The sequence below is a fragment of the Streptomyces sp. NPDC059788 genome (genome assembly GCF_042732265.1).
Taxonomy (GTDB): Bacteria; Actinomycetota; Actinomycetes; order Streptomycetales; family Streptomycetaceae; genus Streptomyces.
In genome coordinates this window covers 164,617-184,262 of record NZ_JBHWHY010000014.1, presented here as the reverse complement: position 1 = coordinate 184,262, position 19,646 = coordinate 164,617, and the positions used below count along the sequence as shown (strand labels likewise).

Annotated in this window: 14 protein-coding genes; 6 read left to right on the top strand and 8 right to left on the bottom strand. The window is 72.3% G+C overall.

What is annotated here, in order from left to right; genetic code table 11:
- Positions 1 to 25: 25 nt before the first annotated feature.
- Both ACFV57_RS15005 and ACFV57_RS15000 read right to left on the bottom strand, forming a co-directional pair.
- Positions 26 to 2,707 carry an ATP-binding protein gene (locus ACFV57_RS15005; protein WP_385230816.1) on the bottom strand — a complete coding sequence of 894 codons (2,682 nt, stop codon included), beginning with the start codon at positions 2,705 to 2,707 and terminating at the stop codon, positions 26 to 28.
- 181 nt (positions 2,708 to 2,888) lie between these two features.
- Positions 2,889 to 3,806 (bottom strand): NAD(P)-dependent oxidoreductase, encoded by a 918-nt coding sequence (locus ACFV57_RS15000; protein WP_385230814.1) that lies wholly within the window; start codon positions 3,804 to 3,806, stop codon positions 2,889 to 2,891.
- Between the two features lie 59 nt (positions 3,807 to 3,865).
- On the opposite strand from ACFV57_RS15000, the gene ACFV57_RS14995 reads away from it, so the two are divergent.
- Positions 3,866 to 4,309: a MerR family transcriptional regulator gene (locus ACFV57_RS14995; RefSeq protein WP_385230812.1), complete on the top strand. Its 444-nt coding sequence runs from the start codon at positions 3,866 to 3,868 to the stop codon at positions 4,307 to 4,309.
- 77 nt (positions 4,310 to 4,386) lie between these two features.
- Here the strand turns inward: ACFV57_RS14995 and ACFV57_RS14990 are convergent, their stop codons facing one another.
- Both ACFV57_RS14990 and ACFV57_RS14985 read right to left on the bottom strand, forming a co-directional pair.
- Positions 4,387 to 5,004 carry an HAD family hydrolase gene (locus ACFV57_RS14990; protein WP_385230810.1) on the bottom strand — a complete coding sequence of 206 codons (618 nt, stop codon included), beginning with the start codon at positions 5,002 to 5,004 and terminating at the stop codon, positions 4,387 to 4,389.
- 93 nt (positions 5,005 to 5,097) lie between these two features.
- Complete coding sequence (locus tag ACFV57_RS14985; protein WP_385230808.1) at positions 5,098 to 5,826, bottom strand: SDR family oxidoreductase; 729 nt, start codon at positions 5,824 to 5,826, stop codon at positions 5,098 to 5,100.
- An 83-nt stretch (positions 5,827 to 5,909) separates the two neighbouring features.
- Here ACFV57_RS14985 and ACFV57_RS14980 point away from each other — a divergent pair, with 83 nt between their 5' ends.
- Positions 5,910 to 6,809 carry a LysR family transcriptional regulator gene (locus tag ACFV57_RS14980; RefSeq protein WP_385230805.1) on the top strand — a complete coding sequence of 300 codons (900 nt, stop codon included), beginning with the start codon at positions 5,910 to 5,912 and terminating at the stop codon, positions 6,807 to 6,809.
- Positions 6,810 to 6,878: 69 nt separating this feature from the next.
- On the opposite strand, the gene ACFV57_RS14975 is transcribed toward ACFV57_RS14980, so the two are convergent.
- Positions 6,879 to 8,186 (bottom strand): aspartate aminotransferase family protein, encoded by a 1,308-nt coding sequence (locus tag ACFV57_RS14975; protein ID WP_385230802.1) that lies wholly within the window; start codon positions 8,184 to 8,186, stop codon positions 6,879 to 6,881.
- Between the two features lie 975 nt (positions 8,187 to 9,161).
- Between ACFV57_RS14975 and ACFV57_RS14970 the strand changes: the two genes are divergently transcribed.
- The 3 genes from ACFV57_RS14970 to ACFV57_RS14960 all read left to right on the top strand — a co-directional run bounded on the left by ACFV57_RS14970 (position 9,162) and on the right by ACFV57_RS14960 (position 12,275).
- Positions 9,162 to 9,839 carry a hypothetical protein gene (locus ACFV57_RS14970; protein ID WP_385230799.1) on the top strand — a complete coding sequence of 226 codons (678 nt, stop codon included), beginning with the start codon at positions 9,162 to 9,164 and terminating at the stop codon, positions 9,837 to 9,839.
- A 44-nt stretch (positions 9,840 to 9,883) separates the two neighbouring features.
- Positions 9,884 to 11,146 carry an FAD-dependent oxidoreductase gene (locus tag ACFV57_RS14965; protein ID WP_385230796.1) on the top strand — a complete coding sequence of 421 codons (1,263 nt, stop codon included), beginning with the start codon at positions 9,884 to 9,886 and terminating at the stop codon, positions 11,144 to 11,146.
- Between the two features lie 133 nt (positions 11,147 to 11,279).
- The gene (locus ACFV57_RS14960; protein WP_385230792.1) at positions 11,280 to 12,275 is read left to right on the top strand and encodes a zinc-dependent alcohol dehydrogenase family protein; all 996 of its coding nucleotides are present in this window, start codon (positions 11,280 to 11,282) and stop codon (positions 12,273 to 12,275) included.
- Positions 12,276 to 12,316: 41 nt separating this feature from the next.
- On the opposite strand, the gene nirB is transcribed toward ACFV57_RS14960, so the two are convergent.
- Complete coding sequence (gene nirB, locus ACFV57_RS14955; RefSeq protein ID WP_385230789.1) at positions 12,317 to 15,193, bottom strand: nitrite reductase large subunit NirB; 2,877 nt, start codon at positions 15,191 to 15,193, stop codon at positions 12,317 to 12,319.
- A 221-nt stretch (positions 15,194 to 15,414) separates the two neighbouring features.
- Between nirB and ACFV57_RS14950 the strand changes: the two genes are divergently transcribed.
- Positions 15,415 to 16,176, top strand: coding sequence for a sirohydrochlorin chelatase (locus tag ACFV57_RS14950; protein ID WP_385230786.1), 762 nt, complete (start codon positions 15,415 to 15,417; stop codon positions 16,174 to 16,176).
- 24 nt (positions 16,177 to 16,200) lie between these two features.
- Here the strand turns inward: ACFV57_RS14950 and pflA are convergent, their stop codons facing one another.
- Positions 16,201 to 17,034: a pyruvate formate-lyase-activating protein gene (pflA, locus tag ACFV57_RS14945; protein WP_385230783.1), complete on the bottom strand. Its 834-nt coding sequence runs from the start codon at positions 17,032 to 17,034 to the stop codon at positions 16,201 to 16,203.
- 107 nt (positions 17,035 to 17,141) lie between these two features.
- On the bottom strand, positions 17,142 to 19,397 hold the full coding sequence (pflB, locus tag ACFV57_RS14940; RefSeq protein WP_385230780.1) for a formate C-acetyltransferase: 2,256 nt from the start codon (positions 19,395 to 19,397) through the stop codon (positions 17,142 to 17,144).
- Between the last annotated feature and the right edge of the window lie 249 nt (positions 19,398 to 19,646).

Sequence of the window (19,646 nt, the reverse complement as noted above, 5' to 3'; positions counted from 1 at the left end):
GCCGACGTACCACGGCGGCGGGCCGTCACAGCGGCATCTCGCGGAGCTGACGGCGCGAGGAGATGCCCAGCTTGCGGTACACGTTGCGCAGATGCGCGTCGATGGTGCGGGGGCTGAGGAACAGCATCACGCCCACTTCCTTGGACGTCGCCCCGGCGGCGACCCTGCCGGCGATGAGCCGTTCCTGCGCGGTGAGCCGGCCCAGCGGGTCGTCACCGGGCCGGCGCGGCTGTTCGCCGGTGGCGCGCAGTTCCCGGGCCGCGCGCTCGGCGAAGGCGCGGGCGCCGGTGCGCGACAGCATGTCGTGCGCTGCCCGCAGCTCCTCACGCGCCTCGGCCCGACGGTTCTCGCGGCGCAGCCACTCCCCGTACGTCAGCCGGGCGCGCGCGTGGAGCACCCGGGCCCGTGTCCGGGCGAAGTGGTCGATGGCCTGCCGGTACAGGGCCTCGCAGTCCTCGCCCCGCCCGAGGAGGGCCTGTGCCTGAAGCCAGTCGGCGACGGCCCAGGGGACGGGATTCGCGCGGGCCAGTGCCTCCACGTGTGCCATGGCCACGGCGGCGTCCTCGGCGCGCCCGGCGCGCGCGGCGGCTTCGACGAGTTCGGTGTAGACGGACCAGATCGAGTAGGAGCCGGCCTGGTGCCGGTGCTGGGCTGCCAGCGCGGCGTCCAGGGCCTCTTCGTAGTTGCCGAGCCCGTTGTTCAGTACGGCCCTGGCGTAGTGTTCGCCGGCGGCTTCGAACGGCCGCCCCTCGCGCCCCATCAGCCTGCTCAGCTCGGCGAACCGGTCGGCGTCACCACGGAAGCCGGCGAGGACGAGCTCGGGCCCCAGGAGCGGCACGGTGCCCGCCGCCTCGTCGACGGACCGGGCCTCGCTGAGGCTGACGGCCGCCTCGTCGAACCGGCCGACCGCGACTCGGGCGATCGCCTGGTACCGCAGGGCCTGCGGCAGCGAGGCGAGGGAGCCCTGGCGCCGCGCCGCGTCCACCTGGCAGTCCGTGATCTCCTCCATCGCCTCGTCCTCCCGCAGGTCGATGACGATCTGACAGAGCAGGTTCAGCTGCCACGGGCCCGACGAGCGGGAAGCCGTACGGCACGCCGTCACCGCGTCGCGCATCACGGGCACGGCCTGCTCGACGGGCAGCATGGTCTGGTCCAGCAGCGCGTCGAGCAGCAGATCGGTCGGCCGGGCGGGCTCCCGCTGCGGTGCCTGCCGGCGGATGCGGGCGCCGAGTTCCTTGAGGAGGCCCGGCGGGTTGTTGTTGTACATGAACGACGCGAACGCTTCCAGGTAGGTGTCCCTCGCCTGGTCGGGGGCCAACTCCGTGACGACGTCGACGAGTCTGGCGGTGGCCTGCGGGCCGTGGGAGAGCTGGTAGTCGATCCGTGCCCGCAGCAGGCGCGCCTTGGCGCGGCCCTCGGCGTCCATCGCGCGCCGCTCCGCGCGGGTGACGAGCGCGCGGGCCGCCTCGGGCGCCCCGGCCAGCAGCCGCGACTGGGCCGCGAGGAGCAGCCGCCCGGCCTGGCGGCCGGGAGCCGGCGTCAGCAGCCCCGCCCGCTCCATGAACGCGGCGGACGCGGCGAATCCGCCGCGCAGGCGCGCCCGGTCCGCGGACCGTTCCAGCTCCGCGGCGACCTCCTCGTCCGCGTAGATGATCGCGTGGGCACGGTGCCACGCCTGCCGGTCGGGGTCGGTCTCCGGATCGGTGGCCTTCGCGAGGGCGCCGTGCTTCTTTCGGCGCTCTTCCGGGGAGGCCGACGCGTAGACAGCGGAGCGCACCAGCGGGTGGCGGAAGCGCAGCCGCGGGCCCAGGACCAGGAGTCCGGCGTTCTCCGCGACCGTGAGCTCCGCGGCGTCCAGGCCGAGGAGCCGCGCGGCGCGCCGCAGCAGGTCGAGATCGCCGACCGGCTCCGCCGCGGCGAGCACCACCAGCGATCGCGCCGCGTCCGGCAACCGCTCGAAGCGCTGGACGAACTGCTCCTCCAGCGTGTCCACCACGCTGGCCCGGAATCGCGGCGGGCCGGGCACGCCGAACGGTTCCGCGTGGTGGACGAACTCCAGGAGCGCCAGCGGGTTTCCGTGCGCCTCGGCCAGGATGCGGTCGATGACCTCGGCGTCCAGTCCGATGTGCGACGCCACGCCCAGCAGGGCGCGGGCGTCCTCGTCCGCGAGGCCCGCGAGGGGCAGGCGCGGCAGCTCGGCGAGACCGGACGGCGTGCCGACGTCGCGCGTGGCGAACACCATCGCGATCCGCTCGGCGGACACCCGCCGGGCCACGAACACCAGCACGCGCCGCGAAGCGTCGTCGATCCACTGTGCGTCGTCCACCACGCAGCAGACGGGTCGGTCCTGCGCCACCTCGTGCAGCAGCCCCAGGACGGCGAGACCGACCGTCAACGGATCGGGCGAGGTCTGCGCGCCGAGGCCGAACACCGCCTCCAGTGCGCTGCGTTGCACTGGAGGGAGTCTTCTTCGGTGTTCGAGAACCGGGGCGCACAGCTGGTGCAGCGTCGCGTAGAGAAGATCCCGCTCGAACTCCGTACCGGCGGCTCGCAACACCTCGAACCCGTCCAGCGCTCCCACCACGGCGTCGATGAGCGCCGACTTGCCGATCCCCGCCTCCCCTGCCACCACAACGGCCCCACCACGCCCGACAGCCGCCGAGCGCACTAACCGATCGAACTCACGCCGCTCCGCGTGTCGGGCCACGAGCTGCACCGGAATCGCCCTCCGACCTTCCTGACTGATCTCACGTCTAGGAGACGACGGTCACGGCCGACAGGTTCTTGATCGGGGGCGGGAATTGGCGAATCGGTGGACTTCAGCGCGCTGACGGCGCGCCGGCAGGTGGACGGTGCCTGCTCGACGGTGATGCGCTCGTAGGTGATCGCTACGTGTGACGCCCCGACCGGCGACGCTCCTTGAAGACTTCGAACACGGCCAGGTAGTTCTTGTCGCCGTGGCCCTGGGCGACCGCCCGCTCGGCGATCGCCTTCATGAGCCGCGGCTGGCCGGAGTGAATGCCCCGCTCCGCACAGGTGCGGGTGATGTGCTCAAGCGCGTGGAGGTTCATCTCCATCGTTCCCATATCGCCCGGGTAGTTGCCCTGGTCCAACTCGGGAGCCTGCTCGACGAGGGTCGGTCCCACCACGGAGGGCAGGAACCAGTCGAGTGCGAGATCGGCGAACGTGACCGCCGGGACGTCCGCCGACCCGACCAGCGCGGCGGCGTGCAGAAAGCCGTTCATGGTCGCGTACATCATGTCGAGCAGTGCCGCGTTGTACAGCACCGCCAGACCGGGATCGGCGCCGAGGTACCGGGGGCCGCCCATGCTCGCCAGCGTCGCCCGGTGCTCGTCGAAGACCTGCTGTGAACCGCTGTAGAGGAACACCGACTCGGGGTGTCCGACCAGTGGCGGCGGCACCATGATCGCGCCGTCCAGATACGTGGCGCCCCGCCCGGTCGCCCAGCCGGCCGCCGCGTGCGCCTCGTTCGGGGTCCCGGAGTTGAGGTTGACCAGTGCACGCCCCTTCAAGGCGTCACCGGCGGAGCCCAACACCGCGTACATGGTCTCGTAGTCCTTGAGGCACACGACCAGGACAGGGCTCGCGGACACCGCCTCGGCAACGGTCCCGGCGCGGCGGGCTCCCTTGGCGGCGAGGCCGTCGGCCTTCTCCGGGGTGCGGTTCCAGACGGTCGTGGCGTGACCGCGTTCCACCAGCGCCCCGGCGAGCGCGAGGCCCATGGGGCCGAGGCCGATGACGGTGACGGGTGTGTGCTGCGGGCTTGCCGCGTGCTGATTCGTCATGCGGAATAGACTGCTGTCTCACATCGATGTGAGAGTCAACTGGACGTGGTGGTCGTCACATGCGCATGGGGGAGTTCTCCCGGCGGACCGGGGTCAGCCAACGCCTGCTGCGCTATTACGAGGAGCAGGGACTGCTCAAGCCGTCCCGGCGGCCGAGCGGATATCGCGAGTTCACGGAGGCCGACATGGCCACCGTCCGGGGCATCCGCATGCTGCTCGGCGCCGGCCTGGGCACGGCCACGATCGCCGAACTGATGCCCTGCATGGCCGACGACGGACAGACTCTGGCACCCGCCTGTTCCGGCATGCTGCCCGACCTGAACCGGGAACGTGAACGCATCGACGAGGCCGTGGCCGGCCTGCTGGCCGCACGGCAGAAGCTGGACGCCATCATCGCCGCAACGGCGTCGACCGGAGGTGCCGACCCGGAGGCCTGCTACGCGGCCGGTGCCGCGAAGCGGCCCGACGACGCCGCTGCGCCACCACTCGGCACCCACGCCTGACCGGCGTCGTCTCAGGCAACGTTCGCCCTGTCGACGACAGCACGGAGGCGCCCTCGGGGTGGACGGCTCCGGCGTCCTCAGCCGAGCAGTGGCGCGGCCACGTCCCGTAGCTGCTCGAAGCGCTGGTAGTGCAGGCCGCGCAGGCCCGCTGCCCTGGCGGCGTCGACATGGGCGAGGGTGTCGTCGACGAACAGACAGCGCTCCTTGTCGACCCCGGCCTGCTGGAGGGCTATCGCGAAGACCCGGGGGTCGGGCTTCGCGACGCCGATACGGGCGGTGTTGACGACGGCGTCGAAGGCGTCGGCCAGTCCCACGGAGGCGAGCTGGGTCTCCAGCCGGGTGGTGGCGTTGGAGACCAGGACCACCGGCACCCTGCGGCGCAGCGCGGCGAGCAGGGTGACGACCTCGGTGTCGACCCGGCCGGTGAGCGCGCTCCACGCCGTGGTCAGCTGCCGGGCCCGTGCAGGCGAGCCGCAGACGGACGCCAGGGCCTCCGCCACCCTGTGCCGCCACTGCTCGTCGCTGAGGCGTCCCGTGACGGCCGCGTGCAGCAGCTCGCTGTTGAACGCCGTGCCGGCCAGCGTGCCCGGTGCCAGTCCCCAGGCCCGGTCCAGGGCGTTCATCGCGTCGGGGTCCCACAGGTGCACGACTCCGTCGAAGTCGCACAGCACCGCGTCGAACGACAGTTCATCCATGGAGCGCGATCATTCCACGCGCGTGTCGCGCCGAGGCGTGACGCCCGCCTTTCGATCGCTTTCGGCGGGGTCACGCGCGTCCTCGGCGCGGGATCACCAGGGGATGGCCCCCTCGTCGTCGAAGAAGCCGCCGCGCGGCCCGTCGTCGGGCAGGGTGGCGAGCCGGATCGCGATCGCGGCGCCCTGTTCGGGCGTGCGTGTCCCGTCGAAGCCGGTGAAGTCGGTCGCGACGTAGCCGGGGCAGGCGGCGTTCACGATGACGTGGGTGTCGGCGAGCCGGCGGGCGTACTGTGCCGTTACGCTGTTGAGCATCGACTTCGACGGTGCGTACGCGGCCATGACCGGGCCGGTTCGCAGCGTCAGCGAGCCCATGTTGCTCGACATGTTGACGATGCGCGGCGAGGCCGCGCGGCTGAGCAGGGGAAGCATCGCGTTCGTCACCCGGACCACCCCGAACACGTTCGTTTCGAGGACGGTGCGGACGACGTCGAGGTCGAGCGTCGTCGGGTCCTGCGCGCCGCCGTCGGTCCGCCCGGAGATGCCCGCGTTGTTGACGAGTACGTCGAGCCGTCCTGCCGTACGCTCGACGGCCGCCGCCGCTGCCGCGGCACTGTCGTCCGAGGTGACGTCGAGGGCGACCCCGAACGCGTCGACGCCTGCGGCACGCAGACGCTCGACGGCCGCTTCGCGCCTGGCGTCGTCGCGGGCTCCCACCGCGACCGTGAAGCCGATCGCCCCGAGTCCCTGTGCGATGGCGAGACCGATTCCCTTGTTCGCGCCGGTGACCAGCGCGGTCTTCTCGTTGTCGTTCACGCGCTCCATGCTCGGGGCATCGCGTGCCCGTCGTCCAAGACCGGTTCGGCACCCTGTGATACCCACCAGGTATCAGGAAGTAGGCTCCGTCCATGGACGACCTTGAGACCCGCGAGCTCCGGTACTTCGTCGCCGTCGCCGAGGAACTGCACTTCGGACGTGCCGCCGACCGGCTCGGGATCGCGCAGCCGCCGCTCTCGCGCGCGATACGCCGGCTGGAGCACCGGCTCGGCGTGCGGCTCCTCGACCGGGACCGTCGCGGGGCGGCGCTCACCGACGCGGGCAGGGTGCTGCTCCGCGAGGCCCGAGTGGCCCTCGACGCGGTCGCGGCCGCCGCACGCCGGACGCGGCGTGCCGGAGATCCGAAGCGGCCGCTGGTGCTCGTGACGAAAGCCGGGGCGTCCCACGAGCTGCTGCAACGGCTCCTCGGCACGCTTGCGGGCGAACCCGGCGCGGCACCGGTCGAAGTCCTCCTGTGCGAAGTCGGCGAGCAGGCGCGACACCTGCGCAACGGACGCGCCGACGTGGCACTCATGCACCGGCCGTTCGACGACCTGGCCGGTTTCGACACCGCGGACCTCTGCGTCGAGGGCCAGGTCGCGCTCCTCCCCGCGGGGCATCCGCTCGCGGCCCGCGAACAGCTCACGCTGGCGGACGTACGCGACGTACCGGGCCTGCCCATCGCCCGATGGCCACGGCTCGACGGGTCCTACCCGGAGGGGCCCGGACCGGAGGTGCGCACCCAGTCGCAGCTCGCTCAACTCGTGGCGCTCGGAAGGACGCTGCTGCTCATCCCCGCCTCCAGCCGTGCCTGGCAGTGGCCCGATCACGTCGCGGTGCCCGTCGTCGACGCACCGGACGTCACCACGGTGCTCGCCTGGCCACCGGGCAGCCGCTCACCGGCGATTGCCTCGCTCGTCCGCTCGGCGTCCGGGCTCAGCGGCGCCGCGGAGCCGGCGCCCGCGGACCGGGAGCCCGGAAAGCGCACCTGAAGCGCGGACGCACGCTCGGCTGCGCGGCGCCTCGGTGATCAGGCGCGCCGTGCCCGCGCCCCGGGCCGGTCAGCCGCGGGCCCGCCGGGTCGCGGCGGCGATGATCTGTGTCGCCTGTACGACCTGCTCCTCGGAGACGGTGAGCGGCGGCATGATGCGCAGGCAGTTGCCGAAAGTGCCGCCGACTCCGACCAGCAACGCCAGCTCCCGGCACTCCTCCTGCACCTTCACGGCCATTTCGGGGGCCGGTTCGAGCGTTCCGGGGTGGGCGAATTCCACGGCCAGCAGCAGTCCCTGCCCGCGCACCTCGCACACCCACGGTTCCTCCGCCAGGGACTCGCGCAGGCCGTCCAGGAACAGCGCGCCCGCCTGTCCGGCGCGGGCCGGCAGATCGCGGGCGTCGATGTGGTCGAGGGTGGCCAGGGCGGCCGTCAGCGACAGCGGGGGGCCGCCGAAGGAGGAGACCGTCGGAGCGGACAGGGCGGACATGATGTCGCGGCGGCCCACCAGCCCTCCCATGGCGAAGCCGTTGCCGACGCCTTTGGCGAAGACCAGCACGTCGGGCGTGACGTCGTGCCACTGGTGGCCCCAGTACCGGCCGGTGCGCCCCCACCCGGTCTGGATCTCGTCGACGATCAGCGGGATGCCGTGCCGCCGCAGCACGTCGTCATAGGCCGTCAGCTGGCCGGGGGCCAGGGGGATCGCGCCCGCGATGCCCTGCACCGGCTCGACGATCATGGCCGCCGTCCGTTCGGGGGTACAAGTACGGAGGGTCTCCTCCAGGTCCCTGGCGCACGCCCGCACGTACGCCTCGTCGTCCAGGCCCGCCAGGGCGCCGCGGCGGCGCTCGCCGCCGTGCGCGTACGCGACCCGCAGCGGCGACAGTCCGCTGCCCTGGCGGGACCGGTCGCCGGTGACGGCGAGGGAGCCGAAGGACCGCCCGTGGTAGCCGTAGCGCAGCGCGATGATCTGGTTGCTGTCGCGGTGCTCCGTCGCCAGCCGCAGCGCGGTCTCCACCGCTTCGGTACCCGAGCAGGTGAAGAACACCACGGGGTCGGGGATGCCGGACAGCGCCGCGATGCGCTCCGCGAGTTCCACCTGCTCACGGATCAGGAAGTAGGTCGAGGTGTGCACGACACCGGTGCGCAGCCGCTTCTCCACCGCTTCCTGGATGTCCGGTACGCCGTAGCCCACGGTGTTCGTCGCGATGCCGGAGTAGAACTCCAGGTACGACTTGTCGTCGGAGCCGGTGACCACGCAGCCGGCGCCCCGCACGATCTCCAGGGGCTCTTCGTAGAAGAGCGGCATCCATGGGGGCATGACGTTCTTGTGGCGGCTGAGCAGATCCGTGTCCCGAGTGCCGCTGTCGTGTGTCACGGGGTTCCTCCACCGGCGCGGTTCCGCGGTACGGACATGACTGCCTCCCTTCTGAGGACGGGTTCGCCGGCGCTTCGGTCCCCGCGCGTGCACACGGTTTCCGGGCCGGAAATTCCGATCCCGCGACGGGACACGCCATCGCGCGTCAGGGCGCGGCGCCGGCGAGAAGAGACGCACCGCTTTTCCGCGAGGTTATTCCACTGGTGCGGGAATCCAAGGCTCCGGCTCCGCCCCGCATCATCTTCGCAAATTTCGACGACTGTCCAGATCGGCAAGAACCGCTTCCATGTAATTCATTTTTCACACGCCCAAAAGCTGGCCAGTTCGTTTCGCTCCACACTCGGAACTCGGCTCACTCGCCCCTCGGGCAGCACAGCCCTCCCGCCGACTCCGGCTCACGGAAGGGGGAATCTGCGCCCGTTATAAGACGGCGGCAATTACCAGGGCCGCGGGCGGCGCGCCACTCCCTCGCCGACGACCATGTGCCGGGCATCGCGCCCCTGATCAGGGCTTCGACGCCGGGCCGCCGCCGTGCCGTACGCCGCGGCCGGCCACGCGTGAAGCTGCCGCCCGACGGCAGGTTGGCCGAATCCTTCCGCCGTGGCGTGCCGAATGCGAAAGATCGCCCTCGCGCGCCCGCCGGGGCGCGCGACGCCCGTCCGGCACACTGGCTCGATCCCGCCGCCGCGGAGCTTGTTTCCCGTCGCCACAGACACCGGAGAAACCCGATGACGTACGGGGTTTCGCTGTGCCCGGTGTTGCGTCCCCTTACGGACAAGTGGAACTTGCGCGCGGTGTTCCTGGATTTCAGGGGTAGGCCACACCTAGCCTCGACAGACCGAAGGCGAATCGCGAAGGCGCCCGGATTTTCCTCGACGCCGGCGCCCGTCCCCCTTGAAGTGCTTTCGGGTCGCGCGCGCCGCCGAAGGGCATCCGGCGCGAAACATCCGATTTCCCGAAGGGAAAGTACTGGCCATGGTCGATTCATCCGCCCCCACATCCCCCGTCACAGCCACGGACCTCGCCGAAGAACTCGCGGCACGGCGCCGGAAGGACCCGGTCGGCAACGCGCTGCTGGAAGCCGCCGCCGACGGCCGCCTGTCCTTCGAGTCGTTCCGCCGCCTGGTCGGCACGGAGGCCCAGGCCCACACCGCCGAACTCGCCGCGTACGGAACGGTGCTGGCCCGGTTCCCGCGCCGCCCGGCGGCGGATCTGCCCCTCCGGCTCGCGCGGCTGGTGTACGACGCACAGCCGAAGCTCCAGGAGTGCGCACGAGCGCTCGGCATCACGGACGTCCACGGGCAGCGCCGGCCGGCGGAGCGCACCACCTATGCGTTCAACGGCACCTTGAGCTGGCTGGCCGTGCAGGGCAGCCAAGCCGCGTTCGCCCTGTCCTCCTACACCGACATGCAGGTGTATTTCCCGGGCTGCGCCGAACTGGTCCGGCTCGTACGGGAGACGGGCACCGACGTTCCGCGGGAGTTTCTCGACTACTACGAGGACGAGGCGCCGGAGGAACTGACCCGACTCGCCCTGGAGGTGGTGCAGGACGGCCTCGACCGGGGTGACGACCCGCAGGACGCGATGTTCTGTGCCCGGCTGCTGGAGGAGTCCATCGGCGACTTCTGGCGCTCGGCCGCCGGGCCCGTCTGAGGAGCCGGCACCGGCCACCCCACACCGACGGAAAGGAAGCCATCATGCGGGTCGGCATCGCCGGAGCGGGAGCCGCCGGGCTGGCCACCGCCTGGCTGCTGGACGGAGTCCACGACACCCTGCTGCTGGAGACGCGCAGGGACGTCGGAGGAAACCTGCGGTCGGTGCACCCGCCCGCAGGCTCCGGTACGCCCACCGCACTGGACCTCGGCGTGCAGGAGGTCCCCCTGCACCTCGCCGGCCTGACGCGACGACTGGCCGACGCCCTGGGGCTGGACAGCGGGCAGTGGACGCGGGTGCCCGCCGACCGCACCATCATCCGCGACGGCACGTCCGCGCGACGGCGCGCCGACGGCGCCGGGACCGCGCACCGCGGCACCGGGGAATCATCGGCCCACGCGGCGGATTTGCTGGCGAAGCACGCCGCTTCGTGGCAGCGGGACGACCTCGCCTGGATCGTCCGGCTGGAAGAGGTGGTGGAGCCCTGGGACCTGCCGCGGCACGTCAAGGACGAGGCGGTGTACGCCCTTCCGGCCTCCGTGTTCGGCTGCACCCTCCTCGATGCCCGGCGCCTGTCCGCCCGCGCCGTGGGAGCGTTCTACGCGGACCGCGGGGACGGCGCCGATGCCCGTACGTACCGGCTGCGCGGTGGAATGCAGGCGCTGGCGTGGCAGTTGGCCCGCCAGTGCCGGTCCGCGCGGCTGGTGCCCGGGGCGGCCCTGCGCCGCGTGCGCCGTACGGCGGGCCGCCTCGAAATGATCGACGGACACGGCGCGCGGCACGCGGTGGACGCCGTGGTCCTCGCCCTGCCCGCCGAAGCGGCACGGTGCGTGCTCGGCTCCCTCGGCGGCGCCGGCCGGACGCAGGCGCTGCTGAGCACGTACACCTACCGCGACCTGGTCTACGGCGTGCACGAGGACCCCTGCTATCTGCCCGCCGACCGGGAGCGCTGGACGCCGTCGACCGTGACCGTGCACGGCCCGTGGGCGGAGACCACCACGTGGCGGGCCCGGCCCGGCGGAGACCTGTTCGTCAGTCAGCTCACCCACCGCGGCACCCTGCCGCGCACCGTCCTCGCCACGACGGCGTTCCGGACGCCGCAGCCGACCCCGCAGATGCTCTCCGCCCAGGCCGAGCTGCTGTCGCTCCAGGGGGAGGGCGGCGTGTACTTCGCCGGTCACACCACCACCCGGGTCGACGACCTGGACAGCTCGCTGGCGTCCGCCGTCGCGGTCGCCCGTCTGCTGGCCCCCGACAGCCCCCGCCTGGCCCGCCTCGCGGGCACCACCGGAAAGGAAGCTCCGTGAACGAGCCCGTCTTCCACGACCAGCGCGCCCACGACAGCGAGGGACAGCACAGTACGGAGGAGATCCGCGACCACTTGCCGGCCCATCCCCCCTTCCGCGCCACGGACCGGTGAGGGCGGCGACGATGCGCCAAGTGGTGTTCGACCGGTACGGCGATCCCGCCGAGGTCCTGCTCCTCAAGCACCGGGAGGTGCCCGAGCCGGGGCCGGGCGAAGTCCGCGTACGGATGCGTGTCAGCCCCGTCAACCCCTCCGACCTGCTGCTGGTGCAGGGGCGCTACGGACGGCCCGCTCCCTTCTCCCCCGGGCTCCATCCGGACGGCGGCGCCGCGGCGTCGCCGGTCGGGTTCGAGGGGGTCGGTACGGTCGACCGCGCGGGGCCCGGGGCGCGGTACGCGGCAGGCACCCGCGTGGCGGTGTCCGCGCTGGGCACCTGGTCCGAGTACCTCACCACGGACGCGGACGACGTGCTGCCGGTGCCCGACGGCCTCAGTGACGCCGTGGCCTGCCAGCTGACGATCAACCCGGTCACCGCCCACCTCCTCCTCGACGACCTCGGCCTGGCGGAGGGCGAGCTGATCCTGCTCACCGCCGCCTCGTCCACCGTCGCCCGGATGGTGCTCCAGCTCGCCGGCCCGCGCGGCCTGCGCTGCCTGTGCGTGGTACGCGACAAGCGCCACCGGTCCTCGCTGATGGCGGCGGGCGCGGAAGCGGTACTCGTCCAGGGTGAGGAGCGCCTCGGACAGCAGCTGACCGCCCTCTCCGACGCGGGCGGCATCGCGGCCGTGCTCGATGCGGTGGGCGGTCCCGTCGGGACGCTCGCCCTTCGGGCCCTGCGCGACGGGGGGCGGTTCGTCAGCTACGGCCTGCTGTCCGGCGAGCCCCTCACCGTCGCGCCGGAGGAACTGCTCTTCCGCAACGTGACCATGACCGGCTTCTGGCTGCCCGAACGGCTCGGCCGGCTGCCGGCCGCGCGCACCGGCCGGCTCATGCGGGACGTCACCGAGCAGTTGCTCCGCGGCCGGCTCACCACGCCCGCCGCCGAGCACTTCGACCTGGCGGACGCGGCGCGCGCCGTGCGCTGTGCCCTGGGACCCGGCCACGCCGGGAAAGCCGTGCTGACCAGCTGACCGGGCCGGTCGGCTACGCCCCGCGAAAGGGCCGCCGGTGGTCAGAGCACCCGGACCTCGCGGACGGGAAGGTGCCGGCTCTCGTCGTCCAGGCAGGCTCCGGTGTGCAGGTCGAAGCGCTGCTTGTACATGGGTGAGGTCACCACCGGCGCTCCGTCGACCGCTCCGTAGATGCCGCGGGAGATGACACCGGCCCGGGAGACGGGGTCGGTGTCGGAGACGGCGAAGACCTCGCCGTCCGGTGAGCGGAAGAGGGCGACCGCTTCCGCCTCGTCACCGACGCGGACCGGCACACCGCGGCCCGGTTCGAGTTCCTCCAGCAGGCAGACCGACCGCCAGTCGCCCTCGTGTGTACGGATCTGGACGTGCCCGGGGGCGGGCGGGCCCGCGGGGGCCGGGAAGGACGTGGTGAAGCGCCGCAGCTTCGCCGGGTCTTCGAGGACGGCCCGCCATTCGTCGTGGTAGGCGTCCACGTGCCGCCGCAGCTGGGCGTCCAGTTCCCCGGCCAGCCCCAGGGAGTCGTGCAGGACCACGTCCCGGACGTGGTCGATGCCGCCGTCGATGCGTTCCAGCCAGGCCGCGGTGCGCTCCAGGCGGTCCGCGGTGCGGATGTAGAACATCAGGAAGCGGTCGATGACGCGGATCAGTTCCTCGTCGCCCACGTCCTGGGCGAGGAGGTCCGCGTGCCGGGGCTTGACGCCGCCGTTGCCGCCGACGTAGAGGTTCCAGCCCTTCGCCGTGGCGATGACTCCGACGTCCTTGCTCCGGGCCTCGGCGCACTCGCGGACGCAGCCGGAGGCCGCCAGCTTCAGTTTGTGCGGGGACCGCAGGCCGCGGTAGCGCAGTTCCAGCTCCACGGCCATGCCGACGGAGTCGCGCTGCCCGAAGCGGCACCAGCGGGAGCCGGCGCAGGACTTCGCGGTGCGCAGGGATTTGCCGTACGCGTGGCCCGATTCGAGGCCGGCGTCGATGAGCCTGCGCCAGATGTCCGGGAGCTGGTCCACGGTGGCGCCGAACAGGTCGATGCGCTGTCCGCCGGTGAGCTTGGTGTAGAGGCCGAAGTCGCGGGCTACCTCGCCGAGGACGATGAGGTGGTCCGGGCTGATCTCACCGGCCGGCAGGCGGGGCACCACGGAGTAGGTGCCGTCCTTCTGGAGGTTGGCGAGGAAGAGGTCGTTGGTGTCCTGGAGGGCGGCCTGCTCGCCGTCCAGGATGTGGCGCAGTCCCAGCTCCGGGCCGAGGGTGGCCAGGAGCGAGGCGACGGTCGGGCGGCAGACCGCGCAGCCGTGCGGCGGCCTGCCGTCCGGGCCGGGGACGCCGTACTCCCCGGCCAGGCGCGTGAAGCTGTCGATGCCGGTCACCCGGATGATCTCGTACAGTTCCCGGCGGGTCTGTGTGAAGTCCGGGCACAGTCCGCCCGGTCCCGTCTCGACGCCTTCGGCCGCCAGCTGGGCTTCCATGATCGACGTCACGGCGCCGACGCAGCCGCCGCACTGGGTGCCGGCGCCGGTGCACTTCTTGACGGCGGCCAGGTCGTGCGCGCCGGCGTGGACGGCGTCGCGCAGGGCCTTCTTGGTGACGCCGTTGCACGAGCAGATCACGGCGTCGTCGGGGAGTACCGCGGTGGTGTCGGCCGGGCCCGCCGCACCGGCGGGCAGCAGGAAGGAGGCGGCCGGTCCGGGCAGCCGGGCCCCGACGAGGGGGCGCAGGGTGCCGTACGCGTCCGCGTCCCCGACCAGGATGCCGCCCATCAGCTTCCCGTCCGGGCCGAGCACCAGCTTCTTGTAGACGCCGGAGCCGGAGTCGGCCCAGAGCACCGAGCCGCCGGCGTCCGGGGCGAAGGGGTCGCCGAAGGAGGCGACGTCCGCGCCCAGGAGCTTGAGTTTGGTGGAGGTGTCGGCGCCGGTGAAGCTGCCCTGTCCACCGGTCAGGGTGTCCGCGAGGGCTTCCGCCATTCGGTAGCCGGGCGCGACGAGGCCGTAGACGTTGCCGTCGGCGGCGCGGGCGCATTCGCCGAGCGCGTAGACGCCCGGCGCCGAGGTGCGGCACTGGGGGTCGATCATGATGCCGCCGCGGTCCGCGACGTCGAGGCCGGCCGCCCGGGCGAGTTCGTCGCGGGGCCGTACGCCTACGGAGAAGACGACGATGTCGGCCTGGACGCTGCCGCCGTCGGACAGCGACAGACCGCGGACCCGTCCGTCCGCGCCGGTCCACACCTCGGTGACGGCGGTGTCCGTGTGCACGTGGACGCCCATCGCCCCGACGGTGCGGGCCAGGGCGTCGGCTCCGCCGGTGTCCACCTGGCCGGGCATCAGCCGCGGCGCGGCCTCCACGACGGAGGTCTCCAGGCCGAGCGAGCGCAGGGCGCCGACCGCCTCCAGGCCCAGCAGCCCGCCGCCGATCACGGCCGCGGTGCGGGCGCCGTGGGCTGCTTCCCGGATGGCCCGGACGTCTTCGACCGTGCGGTAGACGAAGCAGCCGGGCGCGTCCCGGCCGGGCACCGGCGGGACGAAGGCGTACGAGCCGGTGGCCAGCACCAGCGCGTCGTAGTGCCACGCCGAGCCCCTGCGCGTGGTCACCGTGCGGGTGGTGGTGTCGATGGCGGTGGCGGGGTCGCCGAGGCGCAGGGTGACATCGTGGTCTGCGAAGAAGTCGGGGCTCGCGAGGTTCAGTTCCTCCGGTGTGGTCCCGGTGAACAGTGAGGACAGATGTACGCGGTCGTAGGCGCGGCGTTCCTCCTCGGCGAGGATCACGACGCGCCACCGCCGGTCGTCGCCCGTGCCGCCGGCTCCGCCGGGGCCGTCCGTTCTGTCCGGGCCGGCGAGCGCGTCCCGGGCGGCCAGCTCTTCCAGCAGCCGTTGGCCGACCATGCCGTGGCCGACGAGAACGAGAGTGGGCCGGTCGGTGGATGACACCATGTGAGCACTCCTGCCAACTGCTGGGCGCCGGGACGCGTTTTCCGTATTCCCCCGACTGCCGCCCGAAGCCCGCGCCTTCCCGGGCCGCAGCGACTTCAGGCTATGCCCGCCCCTCGCCGCTCCCGCGCGCCGAACGGCCCCTTGACCTGGGCCTCTCGTCCCTGTGTGTACGGGACCAGCAGTGCCTTATCGCCGGGAGAGGAGGTGATTACCGTGACGGCATGGCCTCCATCTCCCCGCCCCTGGACGGCCCGGTCCTGATCGCCGCGGCGCACGGCAGTCGCGAGGCCCGGGCGCGAACGGAAACGGACCGGTTGCTGACGGAAGTCCGCGCACTGCGTCCGGCTCTTCGGGTGGAGAGCGCGTTCTTCGACATTCACGGGCCCACGGTCGACGAAGCCGTGGCCGCCGTGCGAGGTGCGCCGGCCATCGTGGTGCCTCTGCTGCTGGGCGCGGGCTTCCATTTCACCGTGGACCTTCCCGCCGTGCTCGGTCCGGCCCGTGCCGCGAAGCCGCTGGCTCCGCACCTGCTGCTGACCGAAGCGCTGGCGTACCGCCTTCAGGAGGCCGAGACGCATGCCGGACTTCCGGCGGACGCCGTGGTGCTGGCCGCCGCGGGGTCACGCCGGCCCGGCGGCAACGACGGCTGCTACGCCGTTGCCCGGCACCTGAGTACGGCCCTGCACGCTTGGCGGAGGGAGACCGTTCCGGTACGTCCGGCCCTGTTGTGCGCCGGTCACGGGGAGGACCGTTCCTTGGCCCGTACGGCACGGGACCTGCGTGCCGAAGGCCGTACCCGTATCGCGGTCGTGCCCTACCTGATGGCCCCGGGGTGCTTCTTCGACCACCTGGCCGCGGAGGCCGAGCGTGCGGGGTGCATGTGCACGGCCCGCCCACTCGGCGCCCAAGCCGCCATGGCCCGCCTCGTTCTGGCCCGCTTCGACGAGGCCCGGAACGGGCACGGGGTCCCCCTGGCGGCCTGAAGGGCCGTCGCGGGACCCGCCCTCTCACACCGCCGTCAGACCGGCTGCCGCGAAGATCTCCCGTGCCGTCGCCAGTTCCGGCGCGGTGGGCGTCGGGGTGTCCCGCAGGGTGAAGTCCATGCCGAGACGGTCCCACTTGGACGCGCCGAGTTTGTGGAAGGGCAGCACGTCCACCCGGGTCACGTTGCCGAGCGAGGCGGCGAAGGAGGCCACGCCCTCGATGTTGGCCGGATCGTCGGTCAGCCCCGGGACGAGCACGAAGCGCACCCACACCTCTCTTTCCATGCGGGCCAGTCGCCGCGCGAAGTCCAGTGTGGGGCGGAGCTGTCGGCCGGTGAGCCGCTTGTAGAGGGCGGGGTGCCAGGACTTGATGTCCAGTAGCACGAGGTCGGTGTCCCGCAGCAGCGCGTCCGTGGCGCGGGCGCCGAGGTAGCCGGAAGTGTCCAGGGCGGTGTGCAGGCCCAGTTCGTGCTTGAAGCGGTGGAGGAGTTCGCCGGCGAAGACGGGCTGGAGGAGGGGTTCGCCGCCGCTGAGGGTGGCGCCCCCGCCCGCGGCCCGGATGAACGCCCGGCACTTCGCCGCTTCGGCCACCAGCTCGTCGGCCAGGACGCGCTTGCCGTCGCGCATCTTCCAGGTGTCGGGGTTGTGACAGTAGAGGCAGGCCAGGGGGCACCCGGCCAGGAACGTCACGAAGCGGGTGCCGGGCCCGTCGACGCCGGTGGACAGGTCCCAGGAGTGCACCGATCCGGCGACCGGCCGCTGCCCGACCGCGCCGGCCGGGGTGGCCGCCTCCTGGGCCGTCACCCCGGCGAGGGGCGGAGTACGTACGGGGATCGTGGTCCCGAGGGGAACTGCCATGTCATGCCCTCCTGGGGCGGTGCCGCCCGGGCGCGGGCGGGGAAAGGACGCGGCGCCGGTGCCGGGGTGAGGGCCCGCCACCGGCGCCGCGGGTCGGGGTGCGGGCGTCACAGTGCGCCGTGGAAGGTCCGGTTGATGACGTCGAGCTGCTGCTCACGCGTCAGCCGTACGAAGTTGACCGCGTACCCGGACACCCGGATCGTCAGCTGGGGGTGGTTCTCGGGGTGCTCCATGGCGTCCTCAAGGGTCGCCCGGTCCAGGACGTTGACGTTCATGTGGAAGCCGCCGCCGGCCATGTAGCCGTCCAGCACGCCCGCCAGGTTCGCGATCCGCTCCTGCTCGGTGCGGCCGAGCGCGCCCGGGGTGATGGTGTTGGTCAGCGAGATGCCGTCCTCGGCGTCGTCGTACGGCAGCTTGGCGACCGACATGGCGGAGGCGAGGTAGCCGTGCTCGTCGCGGCCGTTCATCGGGTTGGCGCCGGGGGCGAAGGGGGCGCCCGCCGGGCGGCCGTCCGGTGTGCCGCCGGTCTTCCTCCCGTAGACGACGTTGGAGGTGATGGTCAGCACCGACTGGGTGTGCACGGCGTTCCGGTAGGTCGGGTGCTTGCGTACCTTCTGCATGAACGTGTGGACGATGTCCTTCGCGATCGTGTCCGCCCGGTCGTCGTTGTTGCCGTACGCGGGGTAGGCGCCCTCGGTCTCGTAGCCCGTGACCAGCCCGGTCTCGTCCCGGACGGCTCGTACCCGGGCGTGCTTGAGGGCCGACAGGGAGTCCGCGGCGACCGACAGCCCGGCGATGCCGCAGGCCATGGTGCGCAGCACGGTGTGGTCGTGCAGGGCCATCTCCAGGCGTTCGTACGCGTACTTGTCGTGCATGTAGTGGATGACGTTCAGGGCGTGGACGTACGTCCCGGCCAGCCAATCCAGCATCGCGTCGTAGCGCTCCCGGACGGTGGCGTAGTCGAGGTACTCGCCCTCGACCGGCTCAAAACCCGCCACGACGGTCTTGCCGGTCATCTCGTCCCGGCCGCCGTTGATGGCGTACAGCAGGGCCTTGGCGACGTTGACGCGGGCGCCGAAGAACTGCATCTGCCTGCCGACCGCCATGGCCGACACGCAGCAGGCGATGGCCGCGTCGTCCCCGTACTTCGCCCGCACCAGCTCGTCCGACTCGAACTGGAGGGCCGAGGTGTCGATGGCGACCTTCGACGCGAACTCCTTGAAGCCGCGCGGCAGACGCGGCGACCAGAAGACGGTCAGGTTGGGCTCGGGGGCCGGGCCCAGGTTGTAGAGCGTCTGGAGGGCGCGGAAGGTCGTACGGGAGACGAGCGGGCGGCCGTCCTCGCCGATTCCGGCCAGTGACCAGGTGACCCAGGTGGGGTCACCGGAGTACAGCTCGTTGTATTCGGGGGTGCGCAGGAAGCGCACGATGCGCAGCTTGATGACGAAGTCGTCGATCAGTTCCTGCGCCCGCTCCTCGTCGAGGACGCCCCGCTCGATGTCGCGTTGCAGGTAGATGTCGAGGAAGGTGTCGATGCGGCCGATCGACATGGCCGCGCCGTTCTGCTCCTTGACGGCGGCCAGGTAGCCGAAGTAGAGCCACTGCACGGCCTCGCGGCCGGTGGCGGCGGGCCGGGAGATGTCGTATCCGTACGAGGCGGCCATCGCCTTCAGTTCCCGCAGGGCCTTGATCTGCTCGGCGGTCTCCTCGCGTTCGCGGATGACGTCCTCGGTCGGCCACAGCGCGTCGGCCTCGGCCTTGGCGGCCTGCTTGTCCTCGATGAGGCGGTCGACGCCGTAGAGCGCGACGCGGCGGTAGTCGCCGATGATGCGGCCCCGGCCGTAGGCGTCGGGCAGGCCGGTGATGATGCCCGCGGAGCGGCAGGCGCGGATCTCGGGGGTGTACGCGTCGAAGACGCCGTCGTTGTGGGTCTTGCGCAGCCGGGTGTAGATCTCCTTGACCGCCGGGTCCGGCTCGTACCCGTAGGCGGCGAGGGCGCCCTCGACCATCCGCCAGCCGCCGTTGGGCATGATGGCGCGCTTGAGCGGGGCGTCGGTCTGGAGGCCGACGATCAGGTCCCGCTCCTCGTCGACGTAGCCGGGCGCGAACGCGTCGATCCGCGACGGGGTGCTGACGTCCACGCCGTGGATGCCCCGCACCCGCTCGTCGGGGAACATGCCGAGCAGCTTCTGCCACACCGCGGTGGTGCGACCGGTGGGGCCCGTGAGGAAGGAGGCGTCGCCCTCGTACGGGACGTGGTGGTGCCGGACGAAGTCGCGGACGTCGATGGCGTCCCGCCACAGCCCGTCGCCGAACCCCTCCCAGGCTGCACCGGTCGTCTTCTCCACGGGTGTAGCGGTCATGGTGCGTACCTTCCGAATCGCTGTGCCTGCGCTCGTCTCCATTGCACTCCCGCGGACCGTCCGCCGAGGTCGGCGTTGGTCCCGACCCGGAGGCCGAAGGGCCCTCGGCGGACTGCGGGCCGCGGGCCGGGGCCGTTGGTCCCCCGGCGCGGGCCCGTGGCATGCGCGAAAGACCCCCGTCGGGCAGGGCCCGTTCGGCCCTGTCGTCAGGGGCCCGGGTCGGGGAGGCTGGCGGTCAGGCAACGAGTG

Coding starts and splice junctions, on each gene's coding strand:
- ACFV57_RS15000 (WP_385230814.1), bottom strand. CDS start 3,806: ATGACGAATCAGCACGCGGCAAGCCCGCAGCACACACCCGTCACCGTC.
- ACFV57_RS14995 (WP_385230812.1), top strand. CDS start 3,866: ATGCGCATGGGGGAGTTCTCCCGGCGGACCGGGGTCAGCCAACGCCTG.
- ACFV57_RS14990 (WP_385230810.1), bottom strand. CDS start 5,004: ATGGATGAACTGTCGTTCGACGCGGTGCTGTGCGACTTCGACGGAGTC.
- ACFV57_RS14985 (WP_385230808.1), bottom strand. CDS start 5,826: ATGGAGCGCGTGAACGACAACGAGAAGACCGCGCTGGTCACCGGCGCG.
- ACFV57_RS14980 (WP_385230805.1), top strand. CDS start 5,910: ATGGACGACCTTGAGACCCGCGAGCTCCGGTACTTCGTCGCCGTCGCC.
- ACFV57_RS14970 (WP_385230799.1), top strand. CDS start 9,162: ATGGTCGATTCATCCGCCCCCACATCCCCCGTCACAGCCACGGACCTC.
- ACFV57_RS14965 (WP_385230796.1), top strand. CDS start 9,884: ATGCGGGTCGGCATCGCCGGAGCGGGAGCCGCCGGGCTGGCCACCGCC.
- nirB (WP_385230789.1), bottom strand. CDS start 15,193: ATGGTGTCATCCACCGACCGGCCCACTCTCGTTCTCGTCGGCCACGGC.
- ACFV57_RS14950 (WP_385230786.1), top strand. CDS start 15,415: ATGGCCTCCATCTCCCCGCCCCTGGACGGCCCGGTCCTGATCGCCGCG.
- pflA (WP_385230783.1), bottom strand. CDS start 17,034: ATGGCAGTTCCCCTCGGGACCACGATCCCCGTACGTACTCCGCCCCTC.
- pflB (WP_385230780.1), bottom strand. CDS start 19,397: ATGACCGCTACACCCGTGGAGAAGACGACCGGTGCAGCCTGGGAGGGG.